Consider the following 22,014-nt stretch of genomic DNA (forward strand, 5'->3'; position numbering starts at 1 on the left):
GCCTGTGTTCCGGGAACGGCGTGTGGCCGTCGGTGAGGTGGTCCGGGATCTGTACCTCGGCCGTCGGCCCCTTGTGGAGGTGGTCGGCCCCTTGGGCGTGGACCGGTTCGCGGCCGACGTCCCCTCGGCCGCCGACCCCTTGGGCGCGGCCGGTTCGCGGCGGTCGCCCCGCGGCCGGAGGCCAACCGGGTCTGAGCGGGCGGGGGCTGAGACGCCGGCGAGGGCCTCGTGGATGGGGCGCTTGTGTTCTGAACCGGGTCTGAGAGGGGCGGGGCTCAGTCGCCGGCCAGGGCCTCGTGGATGAGTCGTTTGAGGTCCTGGAACATCGTGTGCGAGGTCTTGGGCCGCACCTGGGTCATGAACTGCACCGTCAGATCGTGGCGCGGGTCGACCCAGAAGGTGGTGGTCGCGACGCCGCTCCAGCCGTAGGAGCCGAGGGAGGTCGGGGCCTTCGTGCGGGTCGGGTCGATCACCACGGAGACGCCGAGGCCGAAGCCGACGCCGTCGTTGCCGGGCTCGTCATGGGCGGGGCGGCTGCCGAAGGCGCGCAGGTCGGCGCCGCCCGGGAGCTGGTTGGACGTCATCAGGTCGACCGTCTCGGGGGCCAGCAGCCGGACGCCGTCCAGTTCACCGCGGCGGCGCAGCATCTCCATGAAGCGATGGACGTCGTACGCGGAGGCAGCCAGTCCACCGCTGCCGGACAGGAAGCGGGGACGCCCGCCGCGCAGCGGGAGACCGGGGATCGCCGCTATCGCGCCGTCATCGGTCTCGCCGTACAACTCGGCCAGCCGGTCGGCCCGTTCGTCGCTCACCCAGAACCCCGCGTCGGTCATCCCGAGCGGTCCGCAGATCCGCTCCGCGAAGAACTCGTCGAGCCGCTGCCCGGAGGCGACCTCGACGACCCGGCCGAGGATGTTGGAGGCGACCGAGTAGTTCCACTGTGTGCCGGGCTCGAACTGGAGCGGCAGGCTCGCGTAGACGTCGACCGTCCCGGCCAGGTCGGAGCCCGGCAGTACCGCCGACTCCAGGTTGGCGTCGCGGTAGCGGGCGTCCACGGGATGCGTGTGGTAGAAGGCGAAGGTCAGTCCGGCGGTGTGGGTCATCAGATGCCGGACGGTTATCGGACCCTCGGCGGGGCGGGTCACCATGTCGTCGCCGGACCCGCTCACATACACCCGGGGCTCGGCGAAGCCGGGCAAATGACGGTCGAGCGGGTCGTCGAGGGACAGCTTGCCCTCCTCCACCAGCAGCAGCGCGGCGACCGAGGTGACCGGCTTGGTCATGGAGTAGATCCGCCACAGCGTGTCGGCCTCGACGGGCAGTCCGGCCGCGACATCACGGTGCCCGTGCGTGGTGAGGTGCGCGACGCGTCCACCGCGGGCGACGGACACCAGGTAGCCGGGCAGCCGCCCCTCGTCGACGTAGTGGGCGAAGTACTGGTCGAGACGGTCCAGCGCCTTCGCGTCCAGCCCGACCTCACCCGGGTCGACCTCTTGTGTCAGCAGTGCCATCGCTCTCCTCCGAATTCCTTACGACGAGGATGCGCTCCGGCATACCCCGCCGGAACGGCCTCTGATCTCATCGTTGCGCAGGAACGCGTGTACGGTCCTTCGAATGGCCATGATCGTCCGCCGAGCCGGCGTGCCGTCCCGGTAGCGCACGGCTCAGCCCGGCTCCGGCCAGGGCGACGGCGGCGAGCACGCCCAGCGGCGGCGCCGGGTCACCGCCGGTTCCCATGAGGGCGGTCGCGGCGGCCACGCCCAGCACCGGTCCGACGTTCATCGCGGTCTGCTGGAGCCCGCCGGCCACCCCGGCCGACTCGACGGCGGCCTCCCGTACGACGACATGGGTCGCCGCCGGCATCACCGTGCCGAACCCGGCGCCCACCAGGGCGAACGCCATGCACAGGACCGGTACGGCCGACGCGCGGGACAGCACGAGGATCCCGAGCGCCAGGACCGCCATCGCCACGGCGGTCGTCCCGCGGGCGCCGACCCGGCGCAGCAGCACCGCGCTCAGGGGCGCCGCGAGCACCATGGACGCGGCCAGCGGCAGGCTGACCAGGGCGCTGCCGAGCGGGTCCAGACCGAGTGCGTCCTGCAACAGGAACGTACCGGCGAACAGCGTGCCGGACAGTGCCGCCGACGCGGCGACCAGCGTGCCGAGCGCGGAGCGGACCGCCGCCGACCCGATGACGTCCCGCGGCAGGAGCGGGCTCGGGGCGCGGCGCTCGTGCCGGACGAAGGCGGCAGCGGCGACCAGGGCGGTCGCGGCCGTCCAGCCCCGGCCCGGCAGCGCCACCAGCGCGTGGACCAGACAGGCCAGGGTCACCGCCAGCAGCAGGGGACCGGCCAGGTCCAGCCGGACGGGAGCGGTCGTGTGTGCCGGCCGCACCCTGAGGGCGAGCGCGCCGAGGACGATCGCGGGGACGACGTTCAGCAGGAACACCACCCGCCAGCCCGGCCCGGCCACCAGCGCACCGCCCAGCACCGGCCCGGCGGCGGCCGCCACCCCGATCGCCGCCGTCCGCACGGCGATCGGCGTGCGCAGCCGGTCGGGCGGGAACGCGGCCCGCAGCATCCCGAGCGTGGCAGGTTGCAGCAGCGCCCCGGACACGCCCTGGACGACCCGCAGTCCGATCACCCAGCCGACGCCGGGTGCCAGCGCGATCCCCGCCGACGTGAGCCCGAAGCCGAGCATGCCGATGCCGAACAGACGGTGGTGGCCGTACCGGTCGCCCAGACGTCCGGCGCACACCAGCAGGCCCGCCACCGCGATGAGATAGCCGGTACTGGTCCACTGCACCTGGGCGAAGGAGGCGCCGAGGTCGCGCTGGAGGGTGGGCTGGGCGACGGTCAGTACGGTGCCGTCGAACGCGACGATCACGGCTCCGACGACGCTGCTCGCGAGGGCCGGACGGGGATTCACTCGCCCTCCGGACCCAGGTGCGCGTCCAGGACGGAGCGCAGCACGGGGGTGAAGTCGTCGGCACCCGTGGCGAGTTGCAGGCTGCCCCAGCCCCACAGCTGGGCGACGCCGTGCAGGCCCGCCCACAGCCCGCCCGCGACGAGCCGGGCGTCGGCGTCGGGGCGGACCCGGCCGACCAGGTCCACCAGCCGGCCGAAGAGCGGAAGGCTGGTGTCACGCAGCCCCAAATGACCGCTCTCCAGCAGGTCATGACGGAACATCAACTCGTACATGCCGGGATTGCCGAGCGCGAACTCCAGGTAGATCCTCGCAAGTTCGGCGATCCGTGCCCGCGGTCCCCCCGCGCCCTCGCCGGCCGCCACGCGGGCGGCCAACTCGTCGAAGCCTCGGCGCGCGATGGCCGAGAGAAGCTCCAGATGGGTGGGGAAGTAGCGGCGCGGGGCGCCGTGCGAGACGCCGGCCCGGCGGGCGATCTCCCGCAGGGTGAGCGCCTGGACGCCCTCCCGCGCCACGAGATCCACCCCGACGTCGACCAGCCGGGCCCGTAGCCCCTGATCCGGGTCCTGTTCCTGTCCAACCTGCATAGACAGTGTCTACCACGGTGGCGTAGACAGTGTCTACGTGGGAATGTCGGGCCCGCACGGCGGGTGTACACACCGTGGCCGAGGGCACGGCCGACCTCGCCCCGGTCGCTGGGGGCCGGCATTCCCGAACGCACGATCCGCTGATGCTCGGATGGCCGGACGCCGGACGGGTACCGGCTGGTGCTGTGCCGGAGGGGCTGGTCGAACTCCTGGCGTCCCGCGGCTAGCCTGGGCGCGTGATCAATGGTGCACATGTGGTGATCTACACCCGCGACGCAGAGGCCGACCGCACCTTCCTCCGGGACGTCCTCGGCTGGCCGCACGTGGACGCCGGACACGGCTGGCTCATCTTCCAGGCACCGCCGACGGAGGTCGCGTGCCATCCCACCGAGGGGGAGCCGAGGCACGAACTGATGCTGATGTGCGACGACCTCGACGCGACCGTCACCGAACTCACCCAGAAGGGCGTGCCGTTCACGCGGTCGGTCGAGGACGTCGGCTGGGGCCGGGTGACCGGACTCCGGTTGCCGGGCGGCGGCGACGTCAGCCTGTACGAGCCGCGTCACCCGCGACCGTAGCGGCGGGGCCGTTCGCCTTCGGCGCGGACGCCTCCTTCACCCAGGACTCCAGGCACATCACGAACTCGGTGGCATGGTCCGCCCAGTTGAGGTCGGCCAGCGCCGCCTCCCAGCCCCGGGCCGCCGCGCGTCGGCGCATCTGCCGGTCGAACCGCAGATGCCGCACGGCCCGTGCCGCCGTGGTCGGATCCTCGTAGGGGACGACGAGACCACAGCCGTAGCGCTCGACCAGTTCGGCCGCGAGCGGGGTGGGCGTGGTGACCACCGGGACGCCGTGGGCCATGTACTCCACGGCCTTGGTGGGCCGTGAATGACGGTAGTTGGGCTCGTCCCGCAGCAGGGAGAGGCCCGCCAGACTGCCGGAGAGCAGGGCGAGGGCACGGTCGTTGGGCAGATACCCGTGCCAGCGCAGCACGCCCTCCCGGTCGGCCTCGGTGAGCGGGCCCCGCATGTCGGGGTCCGCCGCGCCGATCACCTCGACCCGGATGTCCGGCGCCAGCAGCCGTGCCGTCTCGATGAGTTCCAGCGCGCCGCGTGCCCGCGACAGATGTCCGAGGTATACGGCCCGGTCGTCGCCGGGCGGCTCGGGCGGCTCGGGCGGCACGGTCGCGAGGTTGCCGACGACGGGATGGGTCCGGCGGAAGCGCCGCTGGTAGGCGTCCTCGGCGAGGAGCAGCCGCAGATGGCGCTCCGCCTGCCGTTCCGCCGCCCGCACGGCCAGCCGCAGCGGTGGCCGCAGCGGCGGGGGCAGCCAGCGCTTCATCACCAGCGCGGCCGCCGTGTCCTCGTGCACGTCCCACACGGTGACGGGCACATGTCCCGCACGCCGCCAGCGACGCAGCGTGCCGGGCAGGGTGAGCAGCAGCTCCGGGTCGTGCAGCAGGACGACGTCCGCCTGGGGTCCCCGCTCGACGAGCAGGGCGCGGGCCGCGCGCAACGCCGCCCGGCGGTCCCGGCCGGCGGCCCGGGGCAGGTCCACGCCCTCGACGTAGGGGCGTGGCGGGGTCTCGCGTGCCGCGAAGGGCGCGGCGTACACGATCCGATGGCCGTGCTCGCGCAGGGCGGCGATCTCCCGGTGCAGGATCCGGGCGTCCTCGGGGTGGTGGACCACGGTCACGACGAGTATCCGCATCAGCGCACGCACCTTTCGACTGCCCCGAGAACCACGGCCCGGACGGGCCGTACGGTCACAGCACCTCGACCCCGGGCCGGAACACCCGCCCCCGGGTGTCGAACAGCAGCCGGGCCGCGTCACCGAGGGCCGGCAGGTCGTAGGCCGAGTGGTCCTGCAACAGGATCGTGAGGTCGTGCTCGCGCACCGCCGCCATCACGTCGTCCACGCGCGGCACGCTCACCCCGTCCACGGACCACATCGGCACATGCGGATCGTGGAAGGAGATGTCGGCCTCCCGCTCCCGCAGCAGCCGTGCCACCGGCACCGCCGGCGACTCGCGCTGGTCGGCCACGTCCGGCTTGTAGGTGACCCCGAGCAGCAGTACCCGGGAACCGTGCAGCGGCCGGCTCGCGGTGTTGAGGAGGTCCTGCGCCCGGCGCACCACGTACTCGGGCATCCGCCGGTTGATCTCCTGGGCCAGTTCCACGAACCGGAACTCGTACCCGAGCGACGAACGCACCTTGTACGACAGGTAGTTGGGGTCGATCGGGATGCAGTGACCGCCCACGCCCGGAGAGGGCCGGAACGCCTGGAAGCCGAACGGCTTGGTGCCGGCGCAGCGGATGGCGTCCCACAGGTCGACGTGCAACTCGTGGCTGATCACGGCGAGTTCGTTGACCAGGGCGATGTTCACATGCCGGTAGGTGTTCTCCAGCAGCTTGGCCATCTCGGCCTCGCGGGTGCCCTTCGCCTGGACGACGGTGTCGACGATCTTGCCGTAGAAGGCGACCGCGCGGGCCGCGCAGGACGGGGTGCAGCCGCCGACCACCTTGGGCGTGGTGCGCAGCCCGTGCGTGGTGTTGCCCGGGTCGATGCGCTCCGGCGAGAAGGCCAGCGCGAAGTCCGAGCCGACCTTGAGACCGGACTCCTCCAGGAGCGGCCGTACGACCTCCTCCGTGGTGCCCGGATAGGTGGTCGACTCCAGCACGACCAGCTGACCGGGCCGCAGCCGGCCCGCCACCGTGCGTACGGCGGACTTCACCGCGCTCAGATCGGGCCCGCCGTCGTCGCTCAGCGGAGTCGGCACACAGATCACCACGGTCTGCGCGCGGGCCAGACAGACGTCGTCCGTGTACGCCGCGAAACCGGCGGCACGCATCCGGCGCACATCGTCGTCGGAGACGTCGTCGACATGGGAGTGCCCGGCGTTCAGCGCCTCCACGACCCGGGGGTCGCGGTCGAGGCCGACGACTCTCAGGCCGATCGACGCCGCCTCACGCGCGAGCGGCAGTCCGACGTACCCGAGCCCGATCACCGCCAGTTCCACGCGATCGGGCGCTTCTGCTTCCCCGGGTGCTGTTTCGCTCTCTTCCCCGAGCGGTCCGGTCCGTTCGACCTGCATAGGGCTCACCCCGTATCAAGGCTGCCAAGGGTGCGGTACGCCTCACGGGTTGTGGCGGCGACCCGCCTCCAGGTGCGGTCACGCGCGACCATCGCGCGGGCGGCTGCTCCCCATTCGGAGCGCCGGTTTCGACTGTAAAGGACTATTTCCAGCTCATCAGCCCAGGAATGTGGTGATTCAGGCTTGATTAGCCGTCCGTTAACCTCCGGTTCCACCAGCTCCCTGAGCGCGGCGACATCGCTCGCGACCACCGGAACACCGCTCGCCATCGCCTCGACCGGCTTCAGCGGGGTCACCAGATGGCAGACCCGTTCGTCGGTACGCGGCACCGCGAACACGTCCAACACGGCGTGGAATTCCCGGACTTGAGCATGCGGCACGCGCCCCGTGAAGATCACGGCCGCCCCCTTGTCCAACCCCAGGCGCACCGCCAGCCGCTCCAGCGCGGGCCGCTCCGGCCCGTCCCCGACGATCAACAACCGCAGCGGCACTCCACGCCGTCGCAGCGTGTCACCCGCATGGAGCAATGTGTCGATGCCCTCGTGCGGGGTGAGCGTGCCGATCGTGCCCACGACGAACTCGTCCGGCGCGATGCCCAGCCGGGCGCGCATGAACGCCCCGTCCGGCGGCGGGGCCAGGAAGGCGTCGTCCACGGCGTTGGGCACGATCAGCACCCGCTCCTCGGGCACACCCCGCCCCACGATCTCGGCCTTCATCGCCTCACCCAGCGTGAAGACCAGATCGGCCTCGCGCATGCAGTACGTCTCCAGGGCCCGCCGCGTCCGGTACGTCTCGTCGTCCCGCCGACGCCCGGGCGCCTGCGTCAGCCAGGTCTCCTCCAGGAAGCCCCGCACCTCGTAGACCACCGGCAGCCCGAAGGTCTCCCGCAGGGCGAGCGCCACCCGCCCGTTGCCGTGGTCGCTGGCGGCGTGCAGCACGGCGGGACGCAGCCGTTCCACCAGCCCCGCCGCCAGTTCGGCGTTGCGTGCCAGCGCCGCCGCCTGTCCGTACGGCAGCCACGGCGGCAGCAGCCGGTGCTGGGGCACCGAGCCCACCAGTTGCTTGGAACGGGCGTCCAGTACGCCCGCCGTCACCGGGAAGCCGATCCGCGTCACGACCTGCGGGTCCAGCCCGGCCGCCAGCTGGGCCTCGGCGAGCTTCTGCGTGCGCACGGTGTAGCCGGCGTGCCGGAACGGCAGCGAGTTGGTGACCAGGTGGAGCACCCGGCCGGACACGGGACGGTACGGCCGGCCGAAGGGCGCCGGCACCCGCGCGGCGGACGGTGTCGCGACCGGACCGGCGGGACGGGCCCGCGCGGCCAGCCGCCGTTCGAGGGGCCCCAGTCCGCGCCGGACACGCCCCGGCAACAGACGCACGGCGAGCAGTCCCGCCCGCATCGGATCCTGACGCAGCTCACCGAGCGCCACCGAGGCGGCCAAACCGAGAGCAAGTGGAATATTCCGCGACATACCGTCAAGGTAGATCCAACGCGGAGCTACGGCCCACCAACAGTGGCCGGCAAGCGCCCGCAGGCGACCGAGCCATCGAACGGAGCCCACGATGAACGGCTGCGTACTCCATGTCGTCGGCACCCGGCCCAACTTCGTCAAGGCCGCGCCGGTCGTCGCCGCTCTCGGCGCCGCGGGCTGCGACCAGGTGCTCGTCCACACCGGGCAGCACTACGACGAGCGGATGTCGGACATCTTCTTCCGGCAGCTCGGCCTGCCCCGACCCGACACCGACCTCGGCGTCGGCTCCGGCAGCCACGCCCGGCAGACCGCCGACCTCCTGGTGGCCCTGGAAGGTGAACTGACCGCCCGCGCACCCGCCCTGGTCACGGTGTACGGCGATGTGAACTCGACGCTGGCCGCCGCGCTGGCGGCCGCCAAACTGAGCATCCCGGTCGCGCATGTCGAGGCGGGCCTGCGCAGCTTCGACATGACGATGCCGGAGGAGGTCAACCGGCGTCTGGTCGACCAGCTGGCGGAGCTGCTGTTCGCCACCAGCCCCGAGGCCGTCGGCCACCTCGCCCGTGAGGGCGTCGCTGCCGAGCGGGTGCACCTCGTCGGAAACCCGATGATCGACACCCTGCTCACCCATGTGGAGCAGTTCGACGCGATGGGCGTGCGCGCCGCCCACGGTCTGCCCGAGCGCTACGGCGTCGTCACCCTGCACCGGCCGGCCAACGTCGACGACCCGCAGGCCGCCGAGGCGGCCGCCCGCGTACTCGCCGAGGCCGCCCGCCATCTGGACCTCGTCGTACCGCTGCACCCACGCGGCCGTGCGGCGCTGAGCGCGGCCGGTCTCGCGGACGCGCCGGGTGTCCATCTCCTCGACCCGCTCGGCTACGTCGAGTTCATGAGCCTGGTGCGCGGGGCCGCCGCGGTGATCACCGACTCGGGCGGCGTCCAGGAGGAGACCACCGTCCTCGGCGTCCCCTGTCTGACCCTGCGGACCACGACCGAACGCCCGGTCACCGTCACCCACGGCACCAACCGGCTGGTCCGGCACGGGGAGCTGGTGCCCGCGCTGCGCAAGCTGCTGGACGGCGGGGGAGCGGCGCCGGCGGAGGGGCCACCCCTGTGGGACGGCCGGGCCGGCGCGCGGATCGCCCGTGTGATCACCGGGTGGCTGGAGCGCCATGGCTGACGGCATGCTCACCGACGCCGCCGCGCGGCGGTACTGGGACACCCGTCACGCCGAGCACGACGAGCTCGCCTCGGGCGGGCACATCGGCCTCGACCGCCCCGGCAACGAGATCTTCTACGCCCAGCGGCTCGGCGCCCTGCTCGATCTGGTCGGCGACCTGTCCAGCACCACCGCCCCCCTGTTCGTCCTCGACGCCGGCTGCGGCAAGGGGTACTTCGCCCGCGGCCTGGCCCGCTGCGGACACCGGGTCGACGCCTTCGACGTCAGCCCGACCGCCGTCGACCGTGCCCGCGCCGAGGGCGGCGGCCCCCGCTACGCCGTCGCCGCGCTCGACGAGTGGCGCAGTCCCTGGCCGTACGACACCGTCGTCTGCGTGGACGTCCTGTTCCACGTGCTCGACGACGAGGACTGGGCGGACGGTCTGCGCAACCTCGCCTCCCTCGTCCGCGTCGGCGGCCGGCTGATCGTCACCGACGAGGACACCGACCGCCGTACTGCGCGCGGCGACTACATCGTGCACCGCCCGCTGACCGCCTACCGGGCCGAAGCCGAGCCGCTCGGCCTGCGGCACACCCTTTCCAGGCCGTACGGGTTCCGGGAGAACCGGGTCGGCTTCCACGTCTTCACGAGGACCAGCTGATGCGCCTGACCGATCTGCTCCATCCGCACCTCGACACCGTCACCACGGTGGTGGACGCGACCGGCGGCGGCCTGCGCCTGGAGCCCTATCTGCATCTGCCGCCGGGTGTCGCCCTGCGCGACGACGACCGACGACCCGTCGCCGACGGGGAGTTGGCCCTTCTGTCCTACGGCCCGCAGGCCGAACTCCACGGCAGCGAGGAAGCCTGCCGCGCGGTGCTGGTACGGATGCTGCCCGGCGCGCGCGCACTGATCGTCTTCGGGCACGGCGGCGCCGAGCTGCCCTACCACCGGCTCCTCGACCATCTGGTGGCCCACCGCTGCCAGGTCCTGCGCGCGGCGCCCCTCGACTACGTCCATCTGCACGCGGGCGCGGTCGTCGCCCGTACCGACGAACTCCTGCCGCCGCACGACTTCTTCGGCCGGCCCGTCCCGTCCGACGGGTACGCCACCGCGCTGCGGATCGCCGACGAGTACGTCTTCGCCGACCTTGCCTCCCGCTCGCTGCGCGCCAGGCTCCTGGACCTGGAGACCGCCGCCGAGGAGGCGGAACGCATCCGGGAGGCATCCGGGCAGGACGGGCTGGCCGACCGGCTCGCCGCCGCCGTACGGGAGAAGGAGCAGCTCGCCGCCGCGCTGCGGGGTGCCCGGGACCGGGTCGAGGTGTTGCAGGCGCGCGTGGCCATGCTGGAGGGCTCGACCTCGCTGCGGGTGGGAAAGGCCCTGGTGACGGCCGCGCGTTCGCCGAAGCGGAGCGCGACCCGGCTGCCCGGGGAGCTGTACGGACTGTGGCGCGGCCGACGCCGTTCCACCGGACGGGTGGCCGACGCCGGGCCGAGGTCCCAGGCCGAGCCGGAGGCGCCCCGCGACGACCGGTTCCACCTCGCCCATCGCGCCCTGACGGCGGCGCCCCGCGACCGTCTCGTCGTCGCCGGTGTGCTCACCCCCGAGACGGCGGAGGACTTCGCGGCCGACGTGGCCGTCAACCGGCTGCTGCCGCACGACGGGCGGCTGCTCGTGGAGCGCACCGACCCGGACGTGCTGGTCGTACAGCTCAGTGCCTGCACGGGCGAGGGACCCTGGTGGCTCACCGGCACCGGACTCGCCCCCGACCTCGACCGCACCCTCGCCGAACTGCTCGCCGAGACCCGGGCGTTGGGACGCTCGGCCGTGCTGTGGCGGGACGCTCCCGCCTCCGCCGCCCCGGGGCTCGCCCGGCTCGCCTGGGACGCCGTCGTCGACAGCGACACCGGTGTGCGTCTGGGCCGCCTCGACCCGGCCGTGTGGGGCAGGGAACGGCTGCGCGAGGTGTTCCGGACGGACAGCACCCGGGTACGGCTGTCGCGGCTCGCCCGACTGACCGGCGCCCCGGACCCGTTGGCCGAGCGGCGCGTCGCCGTGCTGGCCGCGCCCCGGGACCCCACCGACATCGCCCGGCTCGTCGGCCAGGTGCTCGGCCAGCAGCACCGCCCGGCCGAGGTCGTCGTGCCCGAGCCGGCGGGACTCGACGAGCTCACCGCCGCCGGAGTGACCGTACGCCGGGGGCAGCCGCTGGCGCCGTGGGTCGCCGACTGGACGGACCTCACCGAGGACCGCCCGGACACCCTGCTGCTCGATCTGCTGTGCGCCCAGGAGTACTCCGGCGCCGACGTGGTGGGCCACACGCCGACCGCCGACGACTACGTCTTCGTGGCGTCGCTGCGTCCCCTGCTGGTGCGCCGGTCCCTGCACATGTCCGGTACGGATCCCGGCAGTTGGGCGGGTCAAGGGCATCGACTGTTCGCCGTGCGCGGGAAGGAGCCGTCATGAAGCGGGAAGGAGCCGTCGTGAGCCGTACGCTGCGGGCACTCGTCTACGGCGACGTCGACCTCAACCTCATCGACGGCTCCGCCGTGTGGGCGCAGTCCACGGTGCAGGCGCTGTCCCGGGCGGGCTGCCAGGCCCGGCTCGTCCTCAAGTCCCCGGTGCGCACCGGCCGGCTGACCGACCCGCTGGCCGAGCTGCCCGGTGTCACCCTGGTGCGCCCGCACGAGGAACGGCTGCTGCCGGGGCTCGCCGACCGGCCCATGTCGCCGGTGCAGGCCTCGGACGTGCTGGCCCGGCTCGACGAGGAGGACCCCTGCGACCTGCTGGTGCTGCGGGGCCGGCGGCTGGTCACCCGGATCGTGGCCGACGGCCTGTTCGACGGACGGATCTGGGCCTACCTCACCGACATCCCGCAGTCGGCGGCCGAGATGACCGACTCGGCCCGCGCGGATCTCGTCCGGATCGCCGAGGCCTCGCAGCGGCTGCTGTGCCAGACCGAGGAACTGCGCTGCTTCCTGGAGACCTGGGTGCCCGAGGCCTGCGGCAAGTGCGTGCTCAGCCCGCCCGCCGTGCCCGAGCCGGGCTTCGAGGTGCCGCGGCGGGACGGCCCGCACGAGCCGCTGCGGCTCGTCTACACCGGCAAGTTCGCGCCGCGCTGGAACACCCTGCCCATGACCCGGCTGCCGGAACTGCTGGCTCGACGAGGCGTCCCCGCCGAACTGCACACCGTCGGCGACAAGATCCACGACGATCCGGGACACCCTGACTTCCAGGCCGAGATGGCGCGGGCGCTGACCGCCACCCCCGGCGTCCTCCACCACGGCGGACAGCCCCGCGAGGAGGCCATGCGCATCGCCGCGGACTGCGACCTGGGGCTGGGCTGGCGCGACCCGGTGCTCGACTCCAGCCTCGAACTGTCCACCAAGGTGCTGGAGTTCGGCGCCCTGGGCCTGCCCGTCGTGCTCAACCGCACCCCGGCGCACGAGACGCTGCTCGGCACCGACTACCCGCTGTTCGTACCCGGACGCGCCGGACTCGACGACGCCGCCGACACCGTCGCACGGGCCGTGCGCGAGCCGGAGGCCAGACGCCTCGCGGCCGAACGCTGCCGTACGGCCGCCGGTCGGTACACCCTGGACGGGGCCGCCGCCCGCTGGCGCGCCCATCTCGACCGCGCCTTCCCCGCCGCGCCCTCAGGAGTGACTGCACGTCAGCGGCCGTTGCGCGTGGGGGTCGCCGGACACGATCTGAAGTTCCTCACCCGGCTGCTCGACCACTTCCGCTCACTGCCCGGCCTGGAGGTACGGGTCGACGCCTGGCCCGCGCTGTCCCGGCACGACCCGGACGCCAGCCGTGAACTCGCCGACTGGGCGGACGTGGTGGTCGTCGAGTGGTGTGGCCCGGCGGCCGTCTGGTTCAGCCGGCACAAGCGGCGCGGCAGCAGGCTGATCGTCCGGCTGCACCGCTTCGAGCTCGACGCGGGGTGGCCCCGCCAGGTCGACATCGACGCCGTCGACCGAGTGGTGTGCGTCAGCCCGTACTACGCCCGCCGCACCCGCGAGCACACCGGCTGGCCCGAGTCGAAGGTCGTGGTCGTCCCCAACTGGGTCGACACCGACCAGCTCGACCGCCCCAAGGCACCCGGCGCCCAGCACCGCCTCGGCATGATCGGCATCGCGCCCTGCCGCAAACGCCTCGACCTCGGCCTCGACGTGCTGGAGGCACTGCGCGCCGACGACCCGCGCTGGCATCTGTCGGTCAAGTCGAAGCCGCCCTGGGAGTACTGGTGGATCTGGAACAAGCCCGAGGAGCGCGCCCACTACGACGCCGTGCTGCGCCGGATGCAGACCTCGCCGCTGCTCGAAGGGGCCGTCGTCTTCGACACGTTCGGTGCTGACGTGGCGGGCTGGCTGCGGCGGGTCGGGCATGTGCTGTCGACCAGCGACGACGAGAGCTTCCACCTCGCCCCCGCCGAGGGGATGGCCTCCGGCGCCGTACCGTCACTGCTGCCGTGGCCGGGCGCCGACGAGATCTACGACAGCCGGTGGATCCACGACCACCCCGAGGCGATGGCCGAGGCGATCGCCTCGCTGGGCGAGGACGGCTGGCGCTCCGCCGCCGAACTGGCCCGCACCCAGGTACGGGAGAGCTTCTCCCTGGACCGGGTCGCCGAGACCTGGACGGAGCTGCTCGTGTCGGGCCGATGACCGGGTCCCCGGAGCCGTGCGGGCGTCCGGGGACCCGGGGCACGTCCGCTCAGGCCGTCACGGTCTCCCGCTGCGCGGCCTCGGCCGGCGTGCGCTCGCCTAGCCGCTCGGTCGGGATCTTGGCGGTCTCGCGGGCCGAGAGCGCCGCCACCACCGGCGGCACGCACAGCGCGGCCGTGAACAGGGCCACCGCGAACCAGTCGTCGCCGTCCGGGCCCGCGATCTGCGCGGCGAAGGTGACCGCGAAACCGGCGACCGCGAAGCCGATCTGGGTGCCGATCGCCATGCCGGACAGCCGGACCCGGGTGGAGAACATCTCGCCGTAGAACGAGGGCCACACCCCGTTCGCCGCGCTGTAGACCACACCGAACGCGACGATGCCCAGCAGCATGATCAGCGGGTAGGAGCCGGTGGAGATCGCCCACAGGTACAGGAACATGGTCACCGCGCTGCCGGCCGCGCCGATCAGATACACCGGGCGCCGGCCGATGCGGTCCGACAGCGTCGCCCACAGCGGGATCGCGCCGAGCGCGACCAGGTTGGCCAGCGCGCCCACCCACAGCATGGCGGACCTGTCGATGCCGACCGAGTCGCTGGTGGCGTACGACAGCGCCCACACCGTGAAGATCGTGCTGACCGAGGCGACCAGGGCGCCGGCGATCACCCGCAGCACATCCGCCCAGTGCTCCCGCATCAGCACCGCGAGCGGCAGTTTCACGACGCCCTCGGTGGCCGCCTGCTGCGCGAAGGCCGGCGTCTCGTCCAGTTTGCGGCGGATGACATAGCCGACGACGGCCACCGCGACACTCATCCAGAACGGCACCCGCCAGCCCCACGACATCAGCTGCTCCTCCGGCAGCGCGGCGATCGGGATGAAGACCAGGGTGGCCAGCAGCTGCCCGCCCTGGGTGCCGCTGAGGGTGAAGCTGGTGAAGAAGCCACGCCGGTGCGGTGGCGCGTGTTCCAGGGTCATCGAGTTGGCGCTGGCCTGCTCGCCCGCCGCCGAGATGCCCTGGAGCACCCGGCACAGCACCAGCAGGACCGGCGCCAGGGTGCCGACCTGGTCGCGGGTGGGCAGACAGCCGATCAGGAACGTCGAGACGCCCATCAGGATCAGCGTGAAGACCATGATCTTCTTACGGCCCACTCGGTCCCCGAAGTGACCGAGGAACAGCGCGCCGACCGGGCGCGCGGCGTACGCCACACCGAAGGTCGCCAGTGACAGCAGGGTGGCCGTCGCCGGGTCGGACTCGTCGAAGAAGACCTCGGGGAAGATCAGCGCGGCCGCGCTGCCGTAGATGAAGAAGTCGTAGTACTCCAGGGCGCTGCCGATCCAGGCGGCCGTGGCCGCCTTCCTCGGCTGGCCGGGCGGGGCGTCGGGGACGGGCACGGACACGGCGGCTCCTTTGAGGGAACTCCAACATAGGTGGAGTGAGCGGAAACGAAGGCGGCCAGGGGCTGGGGGAGAGGTGCCGGATCCCGGCTAATTAACCCACTGGGTAGTTAGTACGCGGTGGCTACGGATGTTGCGCCCACGTTTCCCGGGTGTCAAGAGGTGGCGCCGAACGACTTCAGTCGGCCGCGCGTTCCGCCGTCAGGTACGCGATCACCATGTCGCCGAGCATCGCGCGGTAGTGCTCGCGCCGGGCCGGGTCCACCAGGTCGCGGCCGAACAGGGCGCCGAAGGTGTGCCGGTTGGCGACCCGGAAGAAGCAGTAGGAACTGATCATCGCGTGCAGGTCCACGGCGTCGACATCGGCCGTGAACAGGCCGGACTCCTGCCCCGACTCCAGAATCCGGCGGATCACGTCCAGGGCCGGCGAGCCGATCTTGCCGAGCCGCTCGGAGGCCGCGATGTGCTCGGCGCCGTGGATGTTCTCGATGCTGACCAGGCGGATGAAGTCGGGGTGCTGCTCATGGTGGTCGAAGGTCAGCTCGGCCAGCCGCCGGATGGCCGCGACCGGGTCCAGATGCTCGACGTCGAGCTGCTGCTCGGCCTCCCGGATCACGCCGTACGCGCGCTCCAGCACGGCCGTGAACAGCTGCTCCTTGCCGCCGAAGTAGTAGTAGATCATCCGCTTCGTGGTGCGGGTGCGGGCCGCGATCTCGTCCACCCGGGCGCCGTCGTAACCGGCGCGGGCGAACTCCCGCGTCGCGACGTCGAGGATCTCGGCCTGGGTGCGGGCGGCGTCACGGGTCCGCCCGTTCGCGCGTGCCGGCTCTTCGACGCTGGTCATCGGTTTCCTTCGGCCAGGGGCGAGCGCACCCCGATGGCCCGCCCGCGTGCCGGTGATTGTAGAAGCCCCGCTGCCCCGGGTGGCGGGACGGGGCTTCCCAATCCGCCGGGATGGCTGCTATGACTAACTCACCAGTTCGTACATTAGTCAGCCGCTCAGGAGGTCGCCCGGTGGTCAAGGACGCCAAGGACTCGTATCTCGTCGGGCTGATCGGTTCCGGCATCGGACCCTCGCTCAGCCCGGCGCTGCACGAGCGGGAGGCCGACCGGCAGGGCCTGCGCTATCTGTACCGGCTCATCGACATCGACTCGCTCGGCGTGCCGCCCGACGCGGTGGGGGACCTGGTGCGGGCCGCCCGCGACCTCGGCTTCGACGGGCTCAACATCACCCACCCGTGCAAGCAGCTCGTCATCGAGCACCTGGACGCGCTCGCCCCGCAGGCCGAGGCGCTGGGCGCGGTCAACACCGTCGTCTTCGAGGACGGCCGGGCCGTCGGCCACAACACGGACGTCACCGGCTTCGCCGCGTCGTTCGCGCGCGGGCTGCCGGATGTGCCGATGGAACGGGTCGTGCAGCTGGGCGCGGGGGGTGCGGGCGCGGCCGTCGCGCACGCGATGCTGACCCTTGGCGCCGGGCAGGTGACCGTGGTGGACGCCCTCGGCGACCGCGCCGCGGACCTCGCCGCCGCGCTGAACGGGCACTTCGGCGCGGGGCGCGCCGCCGCGGGCTCGCCGGACCAGCTGGCTCGGTTGCTCGGCCCGGCCGACGGCATCGTGCACGCCACACCCACCGGGATGGCCGCGCATCCCGGTCTGCCCTTCGCCGCGCAGTTGCTGCATCCCGGGCTGTGGGTCGCCGAGGTCGTGTACCGGCCGCTGGAGACCGAGTTGCTGCGGGCCGCTCGTGCGGCCGGCTGCGCCGCTCTGGACGGGGGCGGGATGGCCGTGTTCCAGGCCGCGGACGCGTTTCGGCTGTTCACCGGGCGTGAGCCGGACAGCTCGCGCATGTTGGCGGACATCACGGAGCTGGCCGGGGCCGCCGAGAGCTCGGTGGGCAAGGCGGTATGACATCTGCGGGCCGTCCGGGGCCGGTCGCGCGGTTCCGCACGCCCCGGCATCTTGAAGGAGCGACCATGCGTACATCCATCGCCACCGTCTCGCTGAGCGGATCGCTCACCGAGAAGCTCACGGCCGCCTCCCGGGCCGGGTTCGACGGTGTGGAGATCTTCGAGAACGACCTGCTGGCCAGCCCGCTGGCCCCGGAGGAGATCCGGGCGCGCTGCGCGGACCTGGGCCTGAGCATCGACCTCTACCAGCCGATGCGGGACATCGAGGCCGTGCCCGCCGAGGAGTTCGCCCGCAATCTGCGCCGCGCCCGGCACAAGTTCGAGCTGATGCGCAGGCTCGGCGCGGACACCGTCCTCGTCTGCTCCAGCGTCCATCCGCTCGCCGCGGACGACGACGCGCTCGCCGCCTACCATCTGCGCCAACTCGCCGACCTCGCCCAGGAGTTCGGCATCCGGGTGGCGTACGAGGCGCTGGCCTGGGGACGGCACGTCAACACGTACACTCACGCCTGGCGCATCGTCGAGGCAGCCGACCACCCCGCGCTCGGCACCTGCCTGGACAGCTTCCACATCCTCTCCCGCGGCACCGACCCGAAGGGCATCGCGGAGATCCCCGGCGAGAAGATCTTCTTCCTCCAGCTCGCCGACGCCCCGCTGCTCGCGATGGACGTCCTCCAGTGGAGCCGCCACTACCGCTGCTTCCCCGGCCAGGGCGGCTTCGACGTCGCCGGACTGGTGCGGCACGTCCTGCACACCGGATACGACGGCCCGCTCTCCCTGGAAGTCTTCAACGACGTCTTCCGTCAGGCCGACGCCGGCCCGACGGCCGTGGACGCCCACCGCTCCCTGCTGGTCCTGCAAGAGACGGTCGGCCTCACCACCCCGCCCGAACCCGTCGTCCCCACCGGCGTCGCCTTCGCCGAACTGGTCACCCCCGACGCGGAACCGGTCTCCGCGGTCCTGGGCGCCCTCGGCCTCACCCGCACCGCACGCCACCGCAGCAAACCGGTCGACCTCTGGCAGCAGGGCGAGGCCCGGATCCTGGTCAACACCTCCGGCGCCGCCCGCCGCAGCGGCACCGGACTCGCCGCGATCGGCCTGGAGTCACCGGACCCGACGGCCGCCGCCCGCCGCGCCGAGGCCCTCCTCGCCCCGGTCCTGCCACGCCGCCGCGCCCCCGAGGACGCCCCGCTCGACGCGGTCGCCGCCCCCGACGGCACGGAACTCTTCTTCTGCGCCACGGACCGCCCCGAACTGCCCAACTGGCGGGCCGACTTCACGGACCTCGACCACGAGCCGGCCACCACGGGCACCGCCCGCATCGACCATCTCGCCCTCACCCAGCCCTGGCATCACTACGACGAGGCCACCCTGTTCCACCGCAGCGTCCTCGGCCTGCACGCCCAGGAGAGCGTCGACGTGGCCGACCCCTACGGTCTGATGCGCAGCCGCGCCGTCACCAACGCCGACGGCAGCGTCCGTATCGCCCTCGGCGTCGGCGCGGCACCCTCCGACGACACCGTGCACGCCCAGCACATCGCGCTGGCCACGGACGACATCGTCGCCGCCGCCCGTCGCTTCCGGGCGGCGGGCGGGCACCTGCTGCCCATCCCCGCCAACTACTACGACGACCTGGCCGCACGGTACGAGTTCGCGGACGGCGAGCTGGAGACGTACCGCGAACTCGGCATCCTCTACGACCGCGACGCGCACGGCGAGTTCCGGCACTGCTACACCAGGACCGTCGGCCGGGTCTTCTTCGAGCTCGTGCAGCGCGACGGCTACCGGGGCTACGGCGCCCAGAACGCGCCGGTGCGGCTGGCCGCGCAGCACACCGCCCGGGCGGTCACTGGCGGCTGACGGTACGGGTCACACCGGCGACGACCGTGGTGGCCAGGATCCAGCCGATGAGGACGAGGGCGTAGGCGAGGGCCTGTTGCCGGCCGGCCGGGGCGAAGGCCGGTTCCTGTCCGAAGGAGATCACCGGCAGCAGCAGGTCGAGGGTGTAGAAGACCGGGTTGAACTGCGGTGCCTCGTCCGCCTTCAGCGGTGGCGGGGCGTGCAGGGCGAACGCGACCGAGCCGACGGCGAGCAGGGACAGCAGCCAGCCGAGAGCGCGCAGCGGCCGGAAGCCGTAACCGACGGTCGCGTCCTGGACATGGCCCCACAGCCGGCCGTACCAGGGCAGCGTGGTGCGGTGCCGGCGCTGCTTGGCGAGCTGGACCAGGCGGGCGGCGTGGTCGTCGCCGGTGCGGCGGTAGGCGGCGGTCAACTGCTCGTAGCCGTGCGGGTCGAAGATGTCCTCGTCCCGCTCCAGCATGGGCAGCCGCCGCTCGGGCGGCACCTGCGGGGTCAGCGAGGTATAGGTGAGGTCGAGGAGGCGGACCTGGTCCGGAAGCATCTCCGGGTCCAGGTCGAGGTGCTCTATCTGGGAGCGGCGCAGGTTGAGCCTCCCCTCGATCGGGGGGCCGCCGCGCAGCCACAGCTCGCCGATCACACAGCTGCTCGCCCGCATCGCGGTGCCGCCGGGGTTGGCCAGCCGGCTGTACAGCAGGTCGAGCCGGCCCGGTATGCGCGCGCCGCGCAGGTCGACGCGGCCCTCGGCGGTCAGGCGCCGGGCGACCACGTTCGCGCCCACGGCCAGAGCCTCCGCGTCGATGACGTTGCCGTCGGGGTTGCGCAGTTCGGCGTCCTCCAGATCGATCGATCCCGCGACGGCGGCACCGTCCAGCCGTATCCGGCCCCGGGTGCGCAGGCCCCGGGCACACAGGTCGTCGTCGATGGAGGCCTGGTTGAGCTGGAGCACGGGCTCCGCCGAGTCGGCCGCGGTCACTTCCGCCTCGTCCAGGAACAGCGCACCGGAGATCTGCGCCCCGCCGAGGCGCACCGGCCCGCCGATCCGGCAGCGGGTCAGCCGCACGCTGCCGTCGATCCTGCTCCGCGAGGCGGCCAGGCCGGGCAGCGTGGAGTCGCGCAGACTGAGGTAGTTGAGCTGGGCACCGGCCAGGCGCGGAGTCGCGTCGAAGGTGCAGTAGCCGAGTCGCACCACGCTGTCGACGGCCGCGAACCGCAGGTCCAGCACGCCGGTGACCCGGGCCCCCAGGACTTTCAGGGCCGCCACTTCCCCCGGCTCCCGGGGCCCGTTGAGGAGCAACGTCCGCAACACAGCGGCCCTGACCGTCCGTTCGGGGCCGCCCTCTTCGCCATCCGGCCGCAGGTCCACGGTCGTTCCCGTGGCGAAGGCCCGCCAGACTCGCTGCTCGGCCGGTGTCAGATCGTTGATCTCCATCGGCCACGACTCTGGCGGGCTCGCTCACACGGTGTCAACAAGCTGTGTCCGTACGTTCCATTCCGCGATCACCGGCCGGCCGTGCTCGGTGGACAGTCGGCTGACGGTGCCGGTCGCCAGCTGGAACAGCCGTCCCTCGGCCGGGGCCAGGCCCAGGCGGCGGGCCGTCACGACGCGCAGGAAGTGGCCGTGGGCGACGAGGACGACATCGCCGCCGGGGAGCGCCGCTTCGACACGGGACAGCAAACGGTCGGCACGGGCGCCCACTTCGGCCGGTGACTCACCGGGGTGGGCCGCAGGGCCCGGTGCCACTCCGTCCGTCCACAGGTACCAGTCGGGGCGGGTGCGGTGGATCTCGACGGTGGTGACACCCTCGTAGCCGCCGTAGTCCCACTCGTGCAGGTCCGGGTCCGGTACGGCCCCGCTCACGCCCGCCAGTTCGGCGGTGCGGACCGCGCGGCGCAGCGGGCTGGTGAGGGCCAGGGAGAAGGTCCGCCCGGACAGGAGCGGGGCGAGGGACTTGGCCTGTTCCTCGCCGTCCTGGGTGAGGGGCAGGTCGGTCCAGCTGGTGTGCTGTCCCGACCTGCTCCACTCCGTCTCACCGTGGCGGACCAGGAGGAGATCCCCCACGGCGCGCTACTCCTTCGACTCGACGGCGTGCCCGCCGAACTGGTTGCGCAGCGCCGCGATCATCTTCATCTGCGGGGAGTCGTCCTGGCGGGAGGCGAACCGCGCGAACAGCGAGGTGGTGATCGCGGGGAGCGGCACGGCGTGGTCGAGGGCGGCCTCGACGGTCCAGCGGCCCTCGCCGGAGTCCTGCGCGAAGCCCTTCAGCTTCTCCAGGTGCTCGTCCTCGTCGAGGGCGTTCACCGCGAGGTCCAGCAGCCAGGACCGGATGACCGTGCCGTCCTGCCAGGAGCGGAAGACCTCCCGGACGTTGTCCACCGAGTCGACCTTCTCCAGCAGCTCCCAGCCCTCGGCGTAGGCCTGCATCATGGCGTACTCAATACCGTTGTGGACCATCTTCGCGAAGTGCCCGGCGCCCACCTTGCCGGCGTGGACATAGCCGTACGGCCCCTCCGGCTTCAGCGCCTCGAAGATCGGCTTGAGCCGGTCGACGTACTCCTTCTCACCGCCGACCATCAGCGCGTAGCCGTTCTTCAGGCCCCACACCCCGCCGGACACGCCGGCGTCGACGAAGCCGATGCCGTGCGCGCTGAGCTCCTTGGCGTGCTTCTCGTCGTCCGTCCAGCGCGAGTTGCCCCCGTCCACCACCGTGTCGTACGGCTTGAGCAGGCTCCCGAGCTGGTCGATCACGACCTGGGTGGGGTGGCCGGCCGGGACCATCACCCAGACCGTGCGCGGCGCGTCGAGCTGGTCGACGAGGTCGGCCAGGTTCGCGACGTCGGACAGTTCGGGATTGGTGTCGTAGCCGACGACGGTGTGGCCGGCGTTGCGCAGGCGCTCGCGCATGTTGCCGCCCATCTTGCCGAGTCCAACAAGACCGATCTGCAT

Annotated in this window: 18 protein-coding genes; 7 read left to right on the top strand and 11 right to left on the bottom strand. The window is 72.5% G+C overall.

Annotated elements, in window-relative coordinates:
- Positions 1-275: 275 nt before the first annotated feature.
- From ACIQWG_RS30940 to ACIQWG_RS30950, 3 genes are all read right to left on the bottom strand, one after another.
- Entirely contained in the window at positions 276-1,511 is a 1,236-nt protein-coding gene (locus tag ACIQWG_RS30940; protein ID WP_404101655.1) for a serine hydrolase domain-containing protein, read from the bottom strand.
- Positions 1,512-1,578: 67 nt separating this feature from the next.
- On the bottom strand, positions 1,579-2,928 hold the full coding sequence (locus ACIQWG_RS30945) for an MFS transporter (protein ID WP_404101656.1): 1,350 nt from the start codon (positions 2,926-2,928) through the stop codon (positions 1,579-1,581).
- Positions 2,925-3,512 carry a TetR/AcrR family transcriptional regulator gene (locus ACIQWG_RS30950; protein WP_404101658.1) on the bottom strand — a complete coding sequence of 196 codons (588 nt, stop codon included), beginning with the start codon at positions 3,510-3,512 and terminating at the stop codon, positions 2,925-2,927. The genes ACIQWG_RS30945 and ACIQWG_RS30950 overlap by 4 nt, the downstream gene beginning before the upstream one ends.
- 236 nt (positions 3,513-3,748) lie before the next feature.
- Between ACIQWG_RS30950 and ACIQWG_RS30955 the strand changes: the two genes are divergently transcribed.
- Positions 3,749-4,090 carry a VOC family protein gene (locus ACIQWG_RS30955; protein ID WP_404101660.1) on the top strand — a complete coding sequence of 114 codons (342 nt, stop codon included), beginning with the start codon at positions 3,749-3,751 and terminating at the stop codon, positions 4,088-4,090.
- Here ACIQWG_RS30955 and ACIQWG_RS30960 read toward each other — a convergent pair.
- The 3 genes from ACIQWG_RS30960 to ACIQWG_RS30970 form a co-directional block, all read right to left on the bottom strand.
- On the bottom strand, positions 4,056-5,222 hold the full coding sequence (locus tag ACIQWG_RS30960; protein WP_404101662.1) for a glycosyltransferase: 1,167 nt from the start codon (positions 5,220-5,222) through the stop codon (positions 4,056-4,058). The genes ACIQWG_RS30955 and ACIQWG_RS30960 overlap by 35 nt on opposite strands.
- 55 nt (positions 5,223-5,277) lie before the next feature.
- Positions 5,278-6,531, bottom strand: a complete 1,254-nt coding sequence (locus tag ACIQWG_RS30965) for a nucleotide sugar dehydrogenase (protein ID WP_404101663.1) — start codon at positions 6,529-6,531, stop codon at positions 5,278-5,280.
- Positions 6,532-6,611: 80 nt separating this feature from the next.
- Positions 6,612-8,075, bottom strand: coding sequence for a glycosyltransferase (locus ACIQWG_RS30970; RefSeq protein ID WP_404101665.1), 1,464 nt, complete (start codon positions 8,073-8,075; stop codon positions 6,612-6,614).
- A 91-nt stretch (positions 8,076-8,166) separates the two neighbouring features.
- Between ACIQWG_RS30970 and wecB the strand changes: the two genes are divergently transcribed.
- Genes wecB through ACIQWG_RS30990 form a run of 4 tightly spaced genes read left to right on the top strand, consistent with a single transcriptional unit; the run spans position 8,167 to position 13,907 of the window.
- Complete coding sequence (wecB, locus tag ACIQWG_RS30975; RefSeq protein WP_404101667.1) at positions 8,167-9,255, top strand: non-hydrolyzing UDP-N-acetylglucosamine 2-epimerase; 1,089 nt, start codon at positions 8,167-8,169, stop codon at positions 9,253-9,255.
- Entirely contained in the window at positions 9,248-9,895 is a 648-nt protein-coding gene (locus ACIQWG_RS30980) for a class I SAM-dependent methyltransferase (protein WP_404101668.1), read from the top strand. Before wecB ends, ACIQWG_RS30980 begins: the two co-directional genes overlap by 8 nt.
- Positions 9,895-11,703, top strand: a complete 1,809-nt coding sequence (locus ACIQWG_RS30985; protein WP_404101670.1) for a hypothetical protein — start codon at positions 9,895-9,897, stop codon at positions 11,701-11,703. Before ACIQWG_RS30980 ends, ACIQWG_RS30985 begins: the two co-directional genes overlap by 1 nt.
- On the top strand, positions 11,700-13,907 hold the full coding sequence (locus tag ACIQWG_RS30990; protein ID WP_404101671.1) for a glycosyltransferase: 2,208 nt from the start codon (positions 11,700-11,702) through the stop codon (positions 13,905-13,907). The genes ACIQWG_RS30985 and ACIQWG_RS30990 overlap by 4 nt, the downstream gene beginning before the upstream one ends.
- 49 nt (positions 13,908-13,956) lie before the next feature.
- On the opposite strand, the gene ACIQWG_RS30995 is transcribed toward ACIQWG_RS30990, so the two are convergent.
- Positions 13,957-15,297, bottom strand: coding sequence for an MFS transporter (locus tag ACIQWG_RS30995; protein WP_404101844.1), 1,341 nt, complete (start codon positions 15,295-15,297; stop codon positions 13,957-13,959).
- 181 nt (positions 15,298-15,478) lie between these two features.
- Positions 15,479-16,144 carry a TetR/AcrR family transcriptional regulator gene (locus ACIQWG_RS31000; RefSeq protein ID WP_404101672.1) on the bottom strand — a complete coding sequence of 222 codons (666 nt, stop codon included), beginning with the start codon at positions 16,142-16,144 and terminating at the stop codon, positions 15,479-15,481.
- A gap of 170 nt (positions 16,145-16,314) precedes the next feature.
- On the opposite strand from ACIQWG_RS31000, the gene ACIQWG_RS31005 reads away from it, so the two are divergent.
- Complete coding sequence (locus ACIQWG_RS31005) at positions 16,315-17,211, top strand: shikimate dehydrogenase (RefSeq protein WP_404101674.1); 897 nt, start codon at positions 16,315-16,317, stop codon at positions 17,209-17,211.
- A gap of 65 nt (positions 17,212-17,276) precedes the next feature.
- The gene (locus ACIQWG_RS31010; protein ID WP_404101675.1) at positions 17,277-19,070 is read left to right on the top strand and encodes a bifunctional sugar phosphate isomerase/epimerase/4-hydroxyphenylpyruvate dioxygenase family protein; all 1,794 of its coding nucleotides are present in this window, start codon (positions 17,277-17,279) and stop codon (positions 19,068-19,070) included.
- Here ACIQWG_RS31010 and ACIQWG_RS31015 read toward each other — a convergent pair.
- From ACIQWG_RS31015 to gnd, 3 genes are read right to left on the bottom strand one after another with little or no spacing between them, the layout of a single operon-like run.
- Positions 19,057-20,499 (bottom strand): membrane-associated oxidoreductase, encoded by a 1,443-nt coding sequence (locus ACIQWG_RS31015; RefSeq protein ID WP_404101677.1) that lies wholly within the window; start codon positions 20,497-20,499, stop codon positions 19,057-19,059. The two genes, ACIQWG_RS31010 and ACIQWG_RS31015, sit on opposite strands and share 14 nt — an antisense overlap.
- Before the next feature lie 24 nt (positions 20,500-20,523).
- Positions 20,524-21,129 (bottom strand): histidine phosphatase family protein, encoded by a 606-nt coding sequence (locus tag ACIQWG_RS31020; RefSeq protein WP_404101679.1) that lies wholly within the window; start codon positions 21,127-21,129, stop codon positions 20,524-20,526.
- A gap of 6 nt (positions 21,130-21,135) precedes the next feature.
- Entirely contained in the window at positions 21,136-22,014 is an 879-nt protein-coding gene (gnd, locus tag ACIQWG_RS31025; RefSeq protein ID WP_404101680.1) for a phosphogluconate dehydrogenase (NAD(+)-dependent, decarboxylating), read from the bottom strand.

It is taken from the genome of Streptomyces sp. NPDC098781 (assembly GCF_044759995.1).
GTDB lineage: Bacteria > Actinomycetota > Actinomycetes > Streptomycetales > Streptomycetaceae > Streptomyces.